The 16368-nt window shown below is 64.7% G+C and carries 14 protein-coding genes; 9 read left to right on the top strand and 5 right to left on the bottom strand.

The window, feature by feature from the left end:
- Positions 1 to 14: 14 nt before the first annotated feature.
- The 4 genes from TQ38_RS12045 to TQ38_RS12030 all read right to left on the bottom strand — a co-directional run bounded on the left by TQ38_RS12045 (position 15) and on the right by TQ38_RS12030 (position 4805).
- Complete coding sequence (locus TQ38_RS12045; protein WP_043977589.1) at positions 15 to 1769, bottom strand: chloride channel protein; 1755 nt, start codon at positions 1767 to 1769, stop codon at positions 15 to 17.
- Positions 1770 to 1834: 65 nt separating this feature from the next.
- Complete coding sequence (locus TQ38_RS12040; RefSeq protein WP_043977591.1) at positions 1835 to 2629, bottom strand: SDR family oxidoreductase; 795 nt, start codon at positions 2627 to 2629, stop codon at positions 1835 to 1837.
- A gap of 115 nt (positions 2630 to 2744) precedes the next feature.
- Entirely contained in the window at positions 2745 to 4139 is a 1395-nt protein-coding gene (locus tag TQ38_RS12035; protein WP_113941917.1) for a sensor histidine kinase, read from the bottom strand.
- Complete coding sequence (locus TQ38_RS12030) at positions 4140 to 4805, bottom strand: response regulator (RefSeq protein WP_043977593.1); 666 nt, start codon at positions 4803 to 4805, stop codon at positions 4140 to 4142. It abuts the gene before it with no gap.
- Between the two features lie 95 nt (positions 4806 to 4900).
- Between TQ38_RS12030 and TQ38_RS12025 the strand changes: the two genes are divergently transcribed.
- The 8 genes from TQ38_RS12025 to TQ38_RS11990 all read left to right on the top strand — a co-directional run bounded on the left by TQ38_RS12025 (position 4901) and on the right by TQ38_RS11990 (position 13283).
- Complete coding sequence (locus TQ38_RS12025; RefSeq protein WP_082057814.1) at positions 4901 to 6025, top strand: ABC transporter substrate-binding protein; 1125 nt, start codon at positions 4901 to 4903, stop codon at positions 6023 to 6025.
- Positions 6022 to 7515: an OprO/OprP family phosphate-selective porin gene (locus TQ38_RS12020; protein ID WP_043977595.1), complete on the top strand. Its 1494-nt coding sequence runs from the start codon at positions 6022 to 6024 to the stop codon at positions 7513 to 7515. Before TQ38_RS12025 ends, TQ38_RS12020 begins: the two co-directional genes overlap by 4 nt.
- A gap of 29 nt (positions 7516 to 7544) precedes the next feature.
- Positions 7545 to 8846 (top strand): CitMHS family transporter, encoded by a 1302-nt coding sequence (locus TQ38_RS12015; protein ID WP_043977596.1) that lies wholly within the window; start codon positions 7545 to 7547, stop codon positions 8844 to 8846.
- A 2-nt stretch (positions 8847 to 8848) separates the two neighbouring features.
- Complete coding sequence (locus TQ38_RS12010; RefSeq protein ID WP_043977598.1) at positions 8849 to 9913, top strand: AbrB family transcriptional regulator; 1065 nt, start codon at positions 8849 to 8851, stop codon at positions 9911 to 9913.
- Entirely contained in the window at positions 9900 to 10976 is a 1077-nt protein-coding gene (locus tag TQ38_RS12005; RefSeq protein WP_043977600.1) for a biotin carboxylase, read from the top strand. The genes TQ38_RS12010 and TQ38_RS12005 overlap by 14 nt, the downstream gene beginning before the upstream one ends.
- Positions 10973 to 11626, top strand: coding sequence for a YjbE family putative metal transport protein (locus TQ38_RS12000; protein WP_043977602.1), 654 nt, complete (start codon positions 10973 to 10975; stop codon positions 11624 to 11626). Before TQ38_RS12005 ends, TQ38_RS12000 begins: the two co-directional genes overlap by 4 nt.
- 113 nt (positions 11627 to 11739) lie before the next feature.
- Positions 11740 to 12177 carry a cytochrome c family protein gene (locus tag TQ38_RS11995; protein WP_043977604.1) on the top strand — a complete coding sequence of 146 codons (438 nt, stop codon included), beginning with the start codon at positions 11740 to 11742 and terminating at the stop codon, positions 12175 to 12177.
- A gap of 287 nt (positions 12178 to 12464) precedes the next feature.
- A complete protein-coding gene (locus TQ38_RS11990; RefSeq protein WP_043977605.1) occupies positions 12465 to 13283 on the top strand; it encodes an alpha/beta fold hydrolase in 819 nt (272 codons plus the stop codon).
- Positions 13284 to 13301: 18 nt separating this feature from the next.
- On the opposite strand, the gene TQ38_RS11985 is transcribed toward TQ38_RS11990, so the two are convergent.
- Positions 13302 to 13487, bottom strand: a complete 186-nt coding sequence (locus TQ38_RS11985) for an IS3 family transposase (RefSeq protein WP_043977607.1) — start codon at positions 13485 to 13487, stop codon at positions 13302 to 13304.
- Positions 13488 to 13700: 213 nt separating this feature from the next.
- On the opposite strand from TQ38_RS11985, the gene TQ38_RS11980 reads away from it, so the two are divergent.
- Positions 13701 to 16253 carry a PAS domain-containing protein gene (locus TQ38_RS11980; protein ID WP_043977609.1) on the top strand — a complete coding sequence of 851 codons (2553 nt, stop codon included), beginning with the start codon at positions 13701 to 13703 and terminating at the stop codon, positions 16251 to 16253.
- Positions 16254 to 16368: the final 115 nt, after the last annotated feature.

Here is a 16368-nt window from a genome sequence, read left to right as displayed (position 1 = left end):
GCGAGCCTCAAGGGTCAGGTCTCGCCGAACAGGGCCCGCTGCGATGCTTCGATTTCCTCGAAGTAGCGGCGGCGTGCGTGGCGTTCAGTCACTACGCCCACCACGTTGCCTACCCCGTCGACCACCGCCAGTTCGTCCGCCGCGGCAAGGTCGAAGGCTTTCAGCATGGCGCGGATGTCGGTGGCGGGGGACAGCGTGTTGTCCGCCAGCGTCGCCAGTGTGCCGACCTGCGTTTCCGGCGCAGTTTCCGGGTTGTATGCCGATGCGGTCGTTACGATGCCGACGTAGTGCGCGTCCCCGTCCAGTAGAACGGCCTTGCTGGTGGAGCCCAGCGCCACGCGCGCACGAAAGTCTGCGATGGAAAGGTCGGCGGGCACGCTGACCCAGTCAGTGCGCATGATACGCCCAGCCGTGAGGCTGAGCATCCAGCCGATATCGCGCGGGCTGCGCACGATCGAGCCGCGCACGTGCAGGCGCCAGGTGGAGAAGGAATAACCGAAGGTTTCGCGCGTCAGGGCGCTGGATACCAGTGATGCGGTCAGCACCACGCCCATCAGGGCGAAATCGTGCGTGGTCTCCAACATCAGGATCGCCAGCGTCATCGGCCCGCCCACGACGGATACCGCCAGCGCCGCCATGCCGACCAGCGCGGCGTCGTTGACGTCCAGATTGATGTTCAGCGGCAGCATTGCGATCAGCGCCGCGAAGATCAGCCCGACCAGCGATCCCAGGAACAGCGAGGCGAAGAACAGTCCGCCGCGAAATCCGAAGCTGAGCGAGATCACCGAAGCCGCGATCTTCAGCACCAGCACCACCAGCAGGAACTGCAGTGCCGGCTGCATCGCCAGATTGAGGTGCATCGCGCCGTGGCCGGCGGAAAGCGTCTGCGGGGTAACCATCGCCAGCGGCATCAGCAGCAGCCCGCCGATCACCGGCTTCCAGCGGGAAATCCGGCCCACTTTCTGGACCTGCATTTCCGCGAAGGTCACCAGCCGCATCAGAGCGATCCCGACCAGCGCGCAGGCAAGGCCCAGGACGACGTAGACGAAATAGTCGCCGGTGGTCAGCACGCGGTCTGCGCTGGAGGCGATGAGGTAAGGCTCAACGCCCAGGGCGCGGGTAATGAAAGCGGCGCCCAGCGCGGCTGCGACCACCGGGGCGACGGCAGCGGGGGTGTAGCTGCCGATGACGATCTCGAAGGCGTAGAAGGCGCCTGCCAGCGGCGCCCCGAAAGCCGCGCCGACCGCAGCGCCGGCGCCGGCGCCCACGAGGGTGCGCATGTCGGTGCGGCGCAGCTTGAACCACTGCCCCAGCACGGAGGCAACGCCGCCGCCCATCTGCGCATAAGCCGCTTCAAGCCCGACCGATGCACCGACGCCATTCGAGATCAGCGTCTGGGCGGAAATGACAAGGTTGTCGACAAAGGGTATCTGCCCGCTGTGCAGGGCGTTGGCCTCCACGACGTCGATCGGCGCGCGGCGGCGACGGCGCAGAATGTAGCTCATCGCCACCAGGGCAAGGCCGCCTAGCGGCAGGGCCAGCAGGCGCCAGGGATGCTTGATCTCGCCCAGTGCGCTGAGGCGGTTCACGGTCACGCCGTAGAACACTTCCTGCATGCTGTGGGCCAGCCACGCCTGCAGGTTGGTCATCCACCCCGCCGCCAGTCCTGCAAGCAGGGCGAGTACGATGAAAGCCATTTCGCTTTCGCGCAGGCGCCGCCGCTGGCGGACTATCAAGGCTTTCAAAGCATTTGTGCCCGCGCGTCGCATCGGGCCGATTGGGCCCAGCCGTGAGGTGCTGTCAAGCACCTCACGGCTGGGCGACGCAGAAGGCTTTACTTTGGCGGCATCCTGATCGCGCCGTCGAGGCGAATGCACTGGCCGTTGAAATAGATGTTGCGCACCAGCTCCAGCACGAAGGAGCCGAACTCCTCCGGGTGGCCGAGACGCCGGGGGAAGGGCACGGCCTTGCCGAGGTTCTCGTATACCTCCGGCGCGTGTTCCTTCACGCGCAGCATAGGCGGGGTGGCGAAGGTGCCCGGCATGATCGCGTTGACGCGGATGCCCAGGTCCATCAGGTCGCGCGCCATCGGCAGGACCATGGCGTTCACCGCTCCCTTGCCGCCGCCATAGGCGACCTGTCCGACCTGACCGTCCTGCGCGGCGGCGGAGGACGTCAGGATGATCGTTCCGCGCTCGCCGTCCTCGTTCAGCGGGTCGGCGTTCGCCATGCCCAGCGCCGCGATCGAGGCGACGCGGTAGGAGGCGGTGAAGATGCCTTCCGCCGACCTGGCAATCTGCTCGGTGGGGGTGCGTTTGTAGGCGCCGGTTTTCTTGTCGAACGAGACGGTCTTGCCGCCGCCCGCGACGAGGGCGCAATGGACGACGATGCGTTCCTGCCCGTGGGCGGCGCGGGCCTTGGCGAAGCCCGCTTCGACGCTGTCCTCGTCCATGATGTTGACGTTGCAGAACACGCCGCCGATCTGCGCGGCGAAGGCCTCGCCCGCTTCCTCGCTGATATCGAAGATAGCGACCTTGATCCCGGCATCGGCCAGCGCCTGCGCGCTGGCGCGGCCAAGCCCCGAAGCGCCGCCGGTGACGATGGCGGCCAGGCTGTCGTCGATCTTCATTGCTGATGCTTTCCCTGAACCACTCGAATCATATGCCAGTGTGGCTAGCGCAGTCGCCCGGCGGATGTCGAAACCGGGATGCCAGCCTGCTGCAAGCATCGCTCGGGCGGGGGGATCAGCCCTGCGATGCGATGAATGTCACCGTTACGCGCAGGCCCGGCGCAGCATCGTGCAGTTCCAGCCGGGCGCCCAGCCGTTCGACCACCGCCTTGACGATCGCCAGGCCCAGCCCGCTACCCGCCGGGCCCTGTTCGCCCTGCAGGCGGGCGAAACGGTCCAATGCATGATCGCGCGAGGCGGCCGGGATACCGGGGCCGGTGTCGCTGACGGACAGCCAGGCATGGTCCTCCCGCATCTCAAGGCCGATCGTCGCCTCGCCGCCGCGCCGGTTGTAGCGGATGGCGTTGTCGACGAGGTTGGAGAGCATTTCGAACACCAGCGTGCGGTGCCCGTCGATGCAGAAAGGTCCGTCGCCTTCACAATCCAGGCGCAGTTCCACGTCCGCATCGATGGCCTGCCGGATGCGGCGGGAGATGACCGCCTGGCTTACTTCGCGCAGGTCGATGCGTTCGAACGGGGGCTGCTTGCCCGCCTCGTCTGCGCGGGCGAGGGCGAGGAGCTGGGTCAGCAAGCGTTCCAGCCGGTCGGTAGCCTCCTCGATCTCGCGTAGCGCTTCGTGCGAGCCGCGCCGGGCCAGCGCAACCTGTACCTTGAGCACCGAAAGCGGCGTGCGCATCTGGTGCGAGGCATCGGCGGTGAAGCGCCGCATCCCCGTCGTGGCATAGTCCAGCCGTGCCAGCAGGCGGTCGAACGAGCGCGACAGCGGCTGCAGTTCGGCGGGCAGGGGCCCGGTCTGGAGCGGCGACAGGTCGGGCGCGGCGCGGGTGTCGCGCGCCTCGATCACGGTGCGCAGTTCGGCCAGTGGGCGCAGGCTCCATTGCAGCGCCGGGCGGATCAGCAGCAGGACTATGCCCATCAGTACGAATTCGCCGATCAGCAGTGCGGTCATCAGCCCCCGTTCCAGCGCGCGGCGGTTTTCGAGGGTTTCAGCTACCTGCACGACGACCGGGCCGGCGATTCGCGGCAGATCGCGCCGGATTTCGGCGATGCGGATCGGCTGGCCGCGATATTCCGCAAAGCGGAAGCGGGGCTGGTCCGAAGGCAGGCCCCGGATAGTGGGCGCGGGCAGGTCGGCATAACCGGTCACCACGCGCCCGCCGACGGCGATGCGATAATAGACGTTATCGCGCTCGCTGTTCTCCAGCATCCCGAAGGCGGCGGGCGGCAGGTCCAGCGTGACTTCGCCGTTTTCCACCTGCACCGTTTCGGCAATCGCACCCAGCGCGCCTCCCAGCACGCGGTCGCTGGTACGGCGCACGACGTCGGCGATCAGGACCCAGCCGATCAGGCCCAGGGCTAGCGCCGGGATCACCAGCGGTCCCATCATCGCCGCCAGCAGCCGGTGGCGCAGTGAGACCGCGCGCCGTTGTTTCGCGGTTTCGTTCATCATCTAGCTGCGGTCGAGCATGTATCCGACCCCGCGCACGGTGCGGATCGCCGGGCCGTCCGGCGCCAGCTTGCTGCGCAGGCGCGTCACGTTCACTTCCAGCGCATTGGAGCCGACCGGGTCGTCGAAGCCGAACACTTCGGCCTGCAGCGTCTCGCGCGATACGATCTGGCCCGCGCGCGCCGATAACGCCTCCAGTACCGACCATTCGCGGCGGCGCAGTTCGATGAGGCGTCCATCCACTTCCACCCGGCCGGTGGAGCGGTTGATGGTCATCGTGCCGATCCGCACTTCCGGCGCGGCATCGCCGCCGCGCCTGCGGCCCAGCGCACGTACGCGGGCCTCCAGTTCCTCCACCTCAAAGGGTTTGCGCAAGTAATCGTCGGCGCCAAGGTCCAGCCCGCGCACGCGGTCGTCGATCCCGTCGCGCGCAGTCAGCATCAGGACCTGCGCCTGATCGCCGCGCGCGCGGATGCGGGCAAGCACCTCGAAGCCGTCGATGTCGGGCAGGCCCACGTCGAGGATGACCAGTGAGTACGGCTCGCTTGCCAGCACCGACAGCGCATCTTCCCCGTCAGAGACGTGATCGACCGCATGACCGGCGGTCCGCAGCAGCGCCACGATCCCGCGCGCAAGGGCAGCGTCGTCCTCAACGATCAGGATTCTCACGCGGGGAATCCGTGAAAGGTGAATGACAGGTTGTAATCGTAGAACATCCTCACTGCTTATCCGACATTCGAGGCGGAAAGCGAGAGGAACCGGCATTGCGCATTCTTACACCCCTTCTGGCAATAGCGGCGCTTCTGGCGGTGCCTGCGGCTGCGCAGAAGCCGGCTGGCGCGAACTCCGCGCCCAGGCCCGGCACTGCCGTCCAGCGTCCGGCGGGGTATCCGCGCTCCTATGACACCACCATCGCCGATGCCCGCACCGAAGGGCGCGTGCGTATCTACGCCAATGCCGACCGCGCCGAACTGGTGCCGGTAGTCGAGGCGTTCAAGCGCGCCTACCCGGGCATCAAGGTGTTCTACGCCGACCTCGGCTCCACCGAGATGTACCGCCGTTTTGTAAACGAGACGCGCCGCCGTCAGTATTCGGCGGACATCGTCTGGTCCTCGGCGATGGACCAGCAGGTCAAGCTCATCAACGATGGCTACGCGCAGCAATACGCCAGCCCCGAAAAGCCCGCGCTGCCTGAGACGGCGGTCTGGAAGAACATGGGTTACGGCGTCACTGCCGAGCCGATCGGCATCGTCTACAACCGCAAGCTGGTGCCGCCCGCACAAGTGCCGCGCAGCCATCAGGATCTCGAAAACCTGCTACGCACGCGCCGCGGCGATTTTGTCGGCAAGGTGGCGACATTCGATCCTGCTCGCTCGAACACCGGCTACCTCTATCTTTCGCAGGACTTCCAGACCACGCGCGATACCCGCAGCCTGATGGAGGCCATCGCCGACACCCGGCCGGTCCTGGCCACCAATACCGGGCCGATGCTGGCCGGCGTGGCATCTGGCAAGCTGGCGATCGCCTACAACGTGATCGGTTCCTACGCGCTTGAGCAGGCGCGCTGGCACCCCGATCTCGGCGTGGTCTTCCCGCGCGATTATACGCTGGTGACCTCGCGCATCGCTTTCATCTCGCGCGAGGCGCGCCATCCGGCGGCCGCGCGGCTGTTCCTCGACTTTCTGCTTTCCCGCGCCGGGCAGGGCCAACTCGCCCGGCACAGTCTCTGGCCGGTGCGCAGCGATATTCAAGCGCGCCGCCTCCCTGCCGGACAGGCGCGCACGGTGCGGGTCGGCCCGCAGCTTCTCGTCAACCTCGATCACCTCACCCGCGAGCGCTTCCTGCGCGAATGGAATACGATCCTTGCCTCCGGAAAAAACAAGCCATGACAGGATATCTGAAGGCCGGCGCGGCATTTGCCGCGCTGATCGCCGCAACCCCTGCACTTGCGCAGGCCCCCAGCCGTGACGACCTGGCCGACCTCGTGCGCGCGCAGGCCGCCGAGATCGCCTCGCTGCGCCAGCGCGTGGACCGGCTCGAGGCAGAGCGCACGGTAGCCGCAGCGGCAACCTCGCAGCAGCCTGCGCCGGTACTGGCTGCCGCCGAGCCTGAAGTGGCCGCGCCGCCGACCATGATCGTGACGAAGCCCTATGCCGCGCAGCTTCTTCCCCCCGGCCCGGCCGAGCGAGACGTCGATCGCATCCGCGCCGCCGCCGTCGCCGCGGCCGGCGGAAGCACCGAGTGGGGGCAGGGCCTGCCGGTGTTCCATTCCGCAGACGGCATGTTCACCTTCAAGCCGCGCGGCCGCATCATCACCGATGTTAGCACGTCGATGGGTTCGAAGTCGGACGGGCGCAACATCACCACCACCGGCATGCGCGCTTTGCGCATGGGCCTGGAAGGCACCGTGGGCACGCACTTCTTCTACCAGTTCGAGAGCGATTTTTCGGAGAACGAGGTCGACGTCGTCACCGCCTTCATGGGCTGGCGCAACCGCATCTCGCCCAGCCTCGATTACGACGTGCGCATCGGCCACCTGTTCAACGATCGCAGCTTCGAAGGCTCGACCGGCTCGGATTCGACACCGTTCCTCGAACGCACCGTGGTCGCCACCGCGATCATCCCGCAGCGCGCCTTCTACGGGCTGGGCATCATGCCGCGCCTGTTCTGGAAGACCGGCCACGCCTCTCTGACCCTGACCGGCGACCGGATCGACGGCGACCAGTCATCGTCCGACAATCGCACCGTACTGGGCCGCGCGCACTGGAACCCGATCAAGTCCGACCGTCAGGTCCTGCACGTCGGTATCTGGGGCTTCGACGAAATGCTGCACCCCGGCAAGAACACCCTGACGCGCAACACGGTTATCGGCGGCCGCTTCAACGGCGCGCTGCGCCTGTCGACCGGCAACCTCATCGGCGGCACCGGCACAACCGGCTACGGCGTGGAACTGGGCGGCTATTCCGGCCCGGTCTGGGTCATGGGCGAGGCGGGTGAGCGTCATGCGCGGCTCGATGGCGGCCGTCCCGATTTCGTGACCAAGGCCTGGAGCGTAAGCGGCGGCTGGTTCATCACCGGCGATCTTCCGCCTTACAACCCGCGCCTCGGCAGCTTCGGCCAGCCCAAGGTCAAGCGGCCGATCTTCGAGGGTGGCCCCGGCGCCATCGAAATCACCGCACGCTACGAAAACCTCGCCTTCGACGACATCGTGACCCCGGCAGATGGATGGGCCGCGACGCTGGGCGTGAACTGGTATCTCAACAGTTTCACGCGCTTCCAGGTCAACGCGATCCACTGGAACACCAACAATACCGCCGGTGTCTACACCGGCAAGGACGACGGCGAGACGCTTTCCGCGCGTGTCGGCGTGACGTTCTGATCCCTCTTACAGATACGTAAAGGACAATCATGAGCCTTGCTCTGATCGGCTTCCTGATGGTGGCCACATTCATGACGCTTATCATGACCAAGCGGATGACCCCGCTGGTTGCGCTGATCGTCGTGCCTACGCTTTTCGCGCTGCTCGCCGGCTTCCACGCAGGCCTTGGCGACATGATGATCGACGGCCTGAAGAAGCTTGCGCCCACGGGCGTCATGCTGCTGTTCGCCATCCTGTTCTTCAGCACGATGACCGACACCGGCCTGTTCGACCCGCTGGTGGGCAAGCTGATCCGGCTGGTCCACGGCGATCCGATGCGTATCCTTATCGGCTCGGTCGTGCTGTGCGCGCTGGTCAGCCTCGACGGTGACGGTTCGACCACCTACATCATCACGATGGCGGCCATGCTGCCGCTCTACAAGCGGTTCGACATGAACCGGCTGCATCTGGTCTGCCTGCTGATGGTGACCAGCGGCGTGATGAACCTGACGCCGTGGGGCGGCCCCACCGCCCGCGCCGCCAGCGCCCTCAAGCTCGATCCGGCCACGCTGTTCGTGCCGCTGATCCCCGGCATGATCGCGGGCCTTGCGTTCCTGATCCTGCTGGCGATCCACTTCGGCCGCAAGGAACGCCGCCGTATCGGCAAGGTTGAACTGCCCGCCGTCCTCGACGCTGCCGACCTCGCGGTTTCACAGTGGCCCGAGGCGCGCCGCCCGAAGCTGATCTGGTTCAACGCCGTGCTGGTCATCGCGCTGCTGGTGCTGCTGGTCTGGGGCGTGCTGCCGCTGCCGATCCTGATGATGCTGGCCTTCGCGATCGCCATGATCGCCAACTACCCCGACACCCAGTCGCAGAAGGAGCGCATAGCCGCCCATGCCGGCAACGTGCTGGCGGTTGTCGGCCTGATCTTCGCGGCGGGCATCTTCACCGGCATCCTCTCGGGTACCGGCATGGTAGAGGCGATGAGCAAGGAAGTGGTCGGCGTGATCCCGCCGTTCCTCGGCCCCTACATGGCGCCGATCACCGCGCTGCTGAGCCTGCCCGGCACGTTCTTCATCTCCAACGACGCGTTCTACTTCGGCATGCTGCCGATCCTGGCAGAGGCGGGCGCCCATTACGGCGTCGAGCCGATGGCGATCGCGCGCGCCTCGCTGATGGGCCAGCCGGTCCACCTGCTCAGCCCGCTGGTGCCGTCCACCTACCTGCTGGTCAGCCTTGCCGGCGTCGACCTGGCAGACCACCAGCGCTTCACGCTGGTTCCGGCGGCGCTGTGCTGCCTGGTGATGACAGTGGTGGGCATGCTGGTGCTGGCCTTCCCGTTCGTGGGATGAAAATGGCGGCGTTCCCGGCCGGTACGATTGCTCGCTTCCTCGCCGCGCTCGCTTTGGGCGCGGCGGGCGGAGCGTTGTTCTGGTCAGTCGGCGCGCCGCTGCCCTGGGTGCTGGGCTCGATGTTCGCCTGCGCTGCGGGCAGCATCGCGCGGTTGCCGATCGAGGCGTCTGCCGCCACCCGCCGGCCGATGGCAGCGGTGATAGGCGTTGTATTGGGCAGCGCGTTCCATCCCGGCCTGTTCACCCAGGCGTCCGAGTGGATCGTGCCGATCGCGCTGCTGCCTGTGTTCCTGGGAATCGCCGCGTTCGCCTGTATCCTCTACTTCCGCCGCGTTGCCGGGTTCGATGCGCCGACCGCCTATTTCTCGGGCGTGCCGGGAGGCATCGCCGAAATGGTGGTGCTCGGCTCCGAACGCGGCGCGGACGAGCGCATGGTGGGCCTGATCCACGGCGCGCGCATCTTCCTCGTGGTGTTCATCCTGCCCTTCCTGATCCGCGCCTTCGAGGCAGAGGTCCACGCCCCGGTCATGGCCGCGCCGCAAGTTGTGGGCGCGGCTGGCTGGTCGCTGCTACCGTGGGCGCTGGGCTCCGCCGTGGTGGGCGCACTAGTGGGCCGTGTGCTGCGTTTCCCCGCGTGGCACCTGATGGGCCCGCTGTTCGTCAGCGCCGTGGTCCATCTTTCAGGTCTGAGCGATTTTCACATCCCGGCATGGGCCATCGCCGCCGCGCAGGTGGGGCTGGGCGCTACGATCGGGTGCCGTTTCGTCGGCCTCGACCTTGCCACGTTGATGCGCACGCTGTTGCTGGCGGCAGGCTCCACCGCGATCCTGCTGGCGGTGACGTTCTGCTGGGCCTTCGCCATCGGCTGGGCTACGGGGCTGAACCCCGCGCTCGTCGCGCTGGCCTATTCGCCGGGCGGGGTGGCGGAAATGAGCATGGTTGCGCTCAGCCTCTCGCTCGAGGCGGGCTTCGTGATCGTTCACCACCTCGTCCGCGTGATGCTGGTCATCGTGGCCGCGCCGCTGGCCTTTCGCATCATGGGAGCCCCCGCCGATGACCCTGCCTGATCCTTTGCACCAGACCATCGCCATCCTCTATCAGGCGATAGAGCCGCCGGTGATCGACGGCGCCCGCAAGGAAGCCAAGCCCGGCGGCTATTCCGACAGCGGCGCCGACATCGGAGTCGCGCTACGCTCCGCCGGCTGCACGCTAGCGACACCGGTTGCCGATCCCGATCCCACGCAGGTCTTTGATTGGGTATGGCCCGACACCGCAGAGGGCATCGCCGCCGCGCTGGCGGCCGGGGCCACGGTGCTCTGGGCCAATACCGTTGTCTTCGCCGGCCACCCCATTGAGGCCGCCAGCCGTCAGGCATGGATCGTCGGCCCCGACCCGCAGGCGATGCAGGCCATCGACAACAAGGCGGCGACCAATGCCAAACTTCTTGCAGCGGGCCTGCCGGTGGCGCGTTCGTGGCTGATCGATGGGGATGCGGTAGACCTCGACGCCGAGATCGCACCATTTGCAGACAGCCTCCCGCTGGTGGTCAAACCCCTGCGAGGGCGCGGCAGTCAGGGCGTGGGCGTGGCCCGCGATTTCGACCAGCTTGCGGCCCGGGTCGCCGCGCTGGCCGCCAGCCGCCGCTTCGGCTCCGCGATCATGCTTGAGCAGTTCCTGCCCGGTGAGGAAATCACCATCACCGTCATGCCCGCCGCCGCGCGGCCCGGCGAAACCGCGCCCTTCGCACTTCCTCCGGTGCGCCGCTTCGATCAGGTGGACGACGTTGCGCCCTACAACGGCGACGTTCCCGTCAGCCACAACAGTACGGTGATGACACCCGCCGAGTGCGCCGCGCCCGCCATCGCCGCTGTAACTGCAGCCTGCGAGGCTGCCGCCGCGCTGCTCGAAATCCGCGCTACGATGCGCATCGACTGCCGCGCCGATGCACAAGGCCGGTTCTTTCTTTTCGACGTCAACGCCAAGCCCAACCTGACGGGCGCCGGCCGACCGGGCCGCGAGGACGAGGATAGCCTCTCCACCCTTGCCGCTGCCGCCTTGGGCTGGCGCTACCCCGACTTTCTCGTCGCCGCGCTTCGCGCTGCATGGACCAACAAGGAAACCCCCGAATGACCGACCTGTGGCAGCACATCGTTGCCGATTTCTCCAACATCGGCTCCCCCGCCGCACTGGCCGCCTTCGGGCAGGTGGTGCTGATCGACATCATGCTGGCTGCGGATAACGCCATCGTCGTGGGCGCGCTTGCGGCGGGCCTTCCGGCGGCGATGCGGCGCAAGGTCATCCTGATCGGCGTGCTGGCTGCGCTTGTATTGCGCGTGATCTTCGCGCTGGTGGTCAGCCAGTTGCTCCAGCTCGTCGGCCTCGTCTTCGCGGGCGGGCTGCTGCTGGTCTGGGTCGCATGGAAGATGTGGCGCGAACTTCAGGACGCCAACGCAGGCGAGGGCGATACCGACGCCGTCACCAGATCGGCCCCCCGCAGCTTTGCCGCTGCCGCCTGGGCCGTGGCCGTGGCCGATGTCAGCATGAGCCTGGACAACGTGCTGGCCGTAGCCGGTGCCGCGCGCGATCATCCGGGCATCCTTGCCATCGGCCTGGTCCTGTCCGTCGCCCTCATGGGTCTCGCCGCCAACGTCCTGGCGCGCGTGATCGAGCGTTACCGCTGGCTTGCCTATGTCGGCCTGCTGGTGATCCTCTATGTTGCGGGCAAGATGATCTGGGAGGGCCTTGTAGACCCTTCGCGCGGACTGCTCGTGCTGTTCTGACGACCGATCCGGCCCGAGCCCTTTGCAAAGGGCTTCGGCCTGATAGGACATACCGTCCGATAGGCAGGCCCTTGCAGCCCCCTTATGGGGGCGCCTTCAGAAGGAGGCCTGTCTTGCGGATTTCGGTTTATGCGTGCCTGTGGTTGCTGCTCGCCCTTGGGGCCTGCTCGGACGACAGGCACGATGAACGCCTGCTCGCCGCCGGACCGGATCGAAGCGTCGAGGCGCTGATGAAGGTGGCCGATGTCGATGCCGGCGCACGCAAGTTTCGCACTTGCGCAGCCTGTCACACGATCACCCCCGGCGCGTCGGATCGGGGCGGCCCGAACCTCTACGGCGTGTTCGGCCAGACCCCCGGTCAAAATAGCCGCCGCTATGGGTACACGGCGGCGCTACGCGGCGCGGGCGGTATATGGGATGTGCGCAGACTGGATGCCTGGCTTGCCGATCCCCGGAAAGTGGTCCCGGGCACGACCATGCAGTTCGCAGGGGTGCCCGATCCTCTCGACCGGGCCGACCTGATCGTATATCTGCGTAGCCAATCGGACTAAGGCGGGGGTTGGGTACCCTGTGCATAACGTGTGGATTGCTGCAGGGACAAAGCCAGACCTTGCCAGACAATCAAAACACGCATTGATCGACGCGCCGCGACAATCACATTTTCATACTGATTGACGCGCAATCCTCATCCAGTCTGCCGCGCTACAGAATTCGGTGAAGTCCGGGGGCATCTGGTCGCTTCGATGAACGATCAGCACCAATAAAAGGCATGCGCGTTGAACGATCCGCAGGGTTGGCGGTTACACAGTCAGGCGATCTACGCCGCGGAGTGTAATGTATGTCATTCATCGAAGCAAAAGACGGCACAAGCTTGCATGTCAAGGATATGGGGCACGGAAAGCCTGTAGTCCTGATCCATGGCTGGCCCCTGACGGGTGACATGTTCGAATATCAGAGCCTCGCGCTCCTTGAGGCGGGATATCGCGTCATCACCTATGATCGGCGCGGCTTTGGTCAGTCTGGGCATGGTGCCACTGGTTATGACTATGATACCTTCGCAGACGACCTTGCTGCAGTGCTCGACAAGCTCGACCTGAGCGGAGTGACATTGGTAGGGTTTTCGATGGGCGGGGGCGAGATCGCGCGCTATCTGACCCGCTATGGTTCGGCTCGCATCGCAAAGGCAGCCTTGGTCAGCAGCGTGGTGCCATACCTGCTCAAGGGCGACGACAATCCCGATGGCGTCGACGAGAGTGTTTTCGACACGATGAAAGCCCAGGTCCGCGAAGACCGTTTCGCTTTCCTGCAGGACTTTGCCAAGCAGTTCTACGGCGTTGGCTTCATCTCCAGCCCGGTCAGCCAAGGTATTCTTGACTGGAGTTTTCTGCTTGGGTCAATGGCAAGCCCCAAGGCCACCGTCGATTGCATTGACGCATTCGGCAAGACGGATTTCCGCCCGGACCTTGCGTCCTTTAATATTCCCACCCTTATCATTCATGGCACAGCCGACAAGACCGTCCCCATCGAGCCTTCCGGTAAAGCCGCCGCAGCCGGGATCCCGGGCGCTCAGTTCATCGAATATGATGGGGAGCCGCATGGCCTGTTTGCTACAGCCCCAAGCAGGCTCAACGACGACCTCATCAGCTTCATCGCGTGATCGTCATGCCGGGTCTCGTCACGGGACCCGGTTACGTTCCTCCCGAGTGCAGCCCAAAGTCTTGACCCTAGCGTGGTTGCGGACCAGGTTGTAGAACATCTTGATGTAATCGAACCCGTCCTGCCGGACTTCATCGCGAGGTTTGTAGATACGGCGCCGGATGCGCTCACGCTTGAACTCATCGCTGGAATGGGGCTTCCCCATTGTCGTCTCCTGTCCTCAAAATCAGGATAGACGGCGTCCAGAAATCTAGGGGCCACTCAATAAACGTCGTTAGGAGTTGGCCCAAGGATCAGCTAGGCCAGCAAGCTATGACCGACAGCAAAACCAAAGTGTTTCGGAAAAAGTCGAAAGCGCATCGAGATCCGTCCCAGTGACGATCGAGGTTTCCGCGCTGCCTTTCCTGGTGCTGGCGATATGACATTCCTGACAGGCGGCGGTGAATGCAGCACGCTTATTGAAGCAAAGGATTGGGCAGCAACGCCGCTTGGTCCGATAAACGCATGGCCACAAAGCCTCAAGACCGCCACTGCCATCCTGCTTCGATCCCCCGTGCCGATCGTCATGCTGTGGGGCGAACAAGGCGTGATGCTCTACAACGATGCCTATTCCGCATTTGCCGGCATCCGGCATCCCGAACTGCTCGGAACCAATGTTCGTGACGGTTGGTCCGAGGTTGCAGATTTCAACGACAACGTCATGCGCGTTGGCTTAGCCGGCGGAACTCTGAACTACCGGGATCAAGAGCTGACGCTACATCGGCATGGCCAACCCGAGCAGGTCTGGATGAACCTCGACTACTCGCCCGTGCTTGGCGAAGACGGAGAGCCCGCCGGGGTCATCTGTATCCTTTCCGATACCACCGAACGCATTACGGCCGAACGTCGGACGGCTTTCCTGCTATCTCTTTCGGACGAGCTCCGCCCGCTCAGCACACCTGCCGATATCATGTCGCTTGCGGCGGTGCGCCTGGGAGAATGGCTCGGCGCAAGCCGGGTATTCTACGCTGAAATCGCCGGTAGCATGATGACGGTCGAACGCGACTATGCCCGCGGGGTCTCGTCGATCGTTGGCCGGCACTCCCTCGAGGCTTTTGGACCAGACCTTCTACGCGCCTATCGCTCTGGCCTGCCTGTCGTGGTTCGCGACGTGAGCAGTGACGAGAGGCTTGGCGCCGAAGCCAGCGCAGGCCTTCAATCCCGCGAGGTGGGTGCTTTCGTTGATGTCGTCCTGTTCGAGGAGGAGGACTGGGTCGGCTTGCTCGCGGTGCAAAGTGCAACGCCCAGAATATGGACGGCGGCGGAGGAAAGCCTTGTTCAGGAAGTGGGTGAGCGAATAAGGCCAGCAATCGAACGCGCTCACGCGGAAGTGAGATTGCGGACGTTGAACGAGACGCTTGAGCAGCAGGTCGTCGAACGAACCGCCAAGCTGCGTCGCTATCATGACATCGTCGAAGCAACCGTCGCGCCGATCTGCGCCTTCGACACCGAGTTCCGATTGATCGCCTACAACCAGGCGCACAACGATGAGTTCAGACGGGTCAATGGCTTCGACACCCGGATCGGCGATGTCTTTCCTGATCAGTTCATTCCCGAGCAGGGCGCAAGGATGCGCGCGCTGATGGCCCGCGCACTGGCGGGTGAAAGCTTCACCGAGGTCGCAGGCTTCGGAAGGCCGGAACTCGGCACTCCGTATTGGGAAATAAGCTATACCCCGCTGCGTGACATGGCCGGAACCGTCATCGGTGCCTTCCATAACGCGATCGACATCTCAGCCCGGCTGATCGCGCAAGGCGAACTGGAAGCGGCTCAAGAAGCGCTGCGCCAGAGTCAGAAGATGGAGGCCATGGGCAGCCTTACCGGCGGTGTCGCGCACGATTTCAACAATCTGCTCACGCCCATCATCGGCTCGCTCGATTTGCTGCTGCGTCGAAATGTAGGAAACGAGCGCGAGCAGATGCTCATCGGCGGCGCGTTGCAATCCGCTGAACGAGCAAAGACCCTTGTTCAGCGCCTGTTGGCTTTCGCGCGCCGTCAGCCACTCCAGACCACTGCAGTCGATGTAAAACTGCTTGTCGACAGCATGCTCGATCTGATTAGTTCGACGCTTGGCCCCACGATCAATGTTCACCTCGATGTGTCCGACGATCTGCCTCCCGCCATCGCCGATGCTAACCAGTTGGAGATGGCGCTCTTGAATCTGGCCGTGAATGCACGCGATGCAATGCCGGATGGCGGGAAGCTCGTTATCAAGGCTGAGCGAACAAGTGTGCTGGACGGCCTGATTCCCGGGATCGATGCAGGGAACTATATCTGCCTGGGCGTCCATGACACCGGCTCCGGGATGGACGAAGATACTCGTTTGCGTGCGGTTGAACCGTTCTTCTCCACAAAGGGCATCGGGAAGGGCACCGGACTTGGGTTGTCGATGGTGCACGGCCTGCTTGCACAGCTCGACGGAGGACTGACGATCGCCAGCGTGGTGGGGCAGGGCACCAGCATCGATTTATGGCTCCCGGCCGGCACGGCGACGGCCTCGAACGATGAGGGGAACTCATCGGCAGAGTTGTTGCTCACTGTGGCATCTACCCAGCGCGGCATCGCGCTCCTCGTGGACGATGAAGAGCTGGTCCGCATAAGCACTGCCAACATGCTGAACGACCTGGGCTATCAGGTGGTCGAGGCGCATTCGGGGGAAGACGCACTGCGTCAGATACGCGAAGGTCTGTGTCCTGACCTCCTGGTGACCGACCATCTGATGCCTGGCATGAGCGGTACGCAATTGGCCAAGGAGCTGAATTCCAGTTGCCCTGATCTCCCGGTGCTAATCATTTCGGGTTACGCCGATGCCGAGGGTATCGCCCCCGATATTGCGCGGCTGACCAAACCATTCAGAAATTACGAACTGGCGGCTAGCCTGTCAGCCTTGAATTTCTCACCGAGGAGCGTCGGCAACAATCAACGTTCCTAAGGCGATGGTTAGATCCGAATTTGGAACCACTTTCCAGCTTGTTTCGTTTGCCTTTAAGGCATGATTTCCACGGAAAAACCGTGCGGGGTTCGCATTCCTTGGCTGCACATCTCGC

The sequence above is a fragment of the Novosphingobium sp. P6W genome, assembly GCF_000876675.2.
Classification (GTDB): domain Bacteria; phylum Pseudomonadota; class Alphaproteobacteria; order Sphingomonadales; family Sphingomonadaceae; genus Novosphingobium.
Note: the sequence above shows the minus strand (reverse complement) of the source record. Positions and strands in the feature narration are given on the sequence as shown.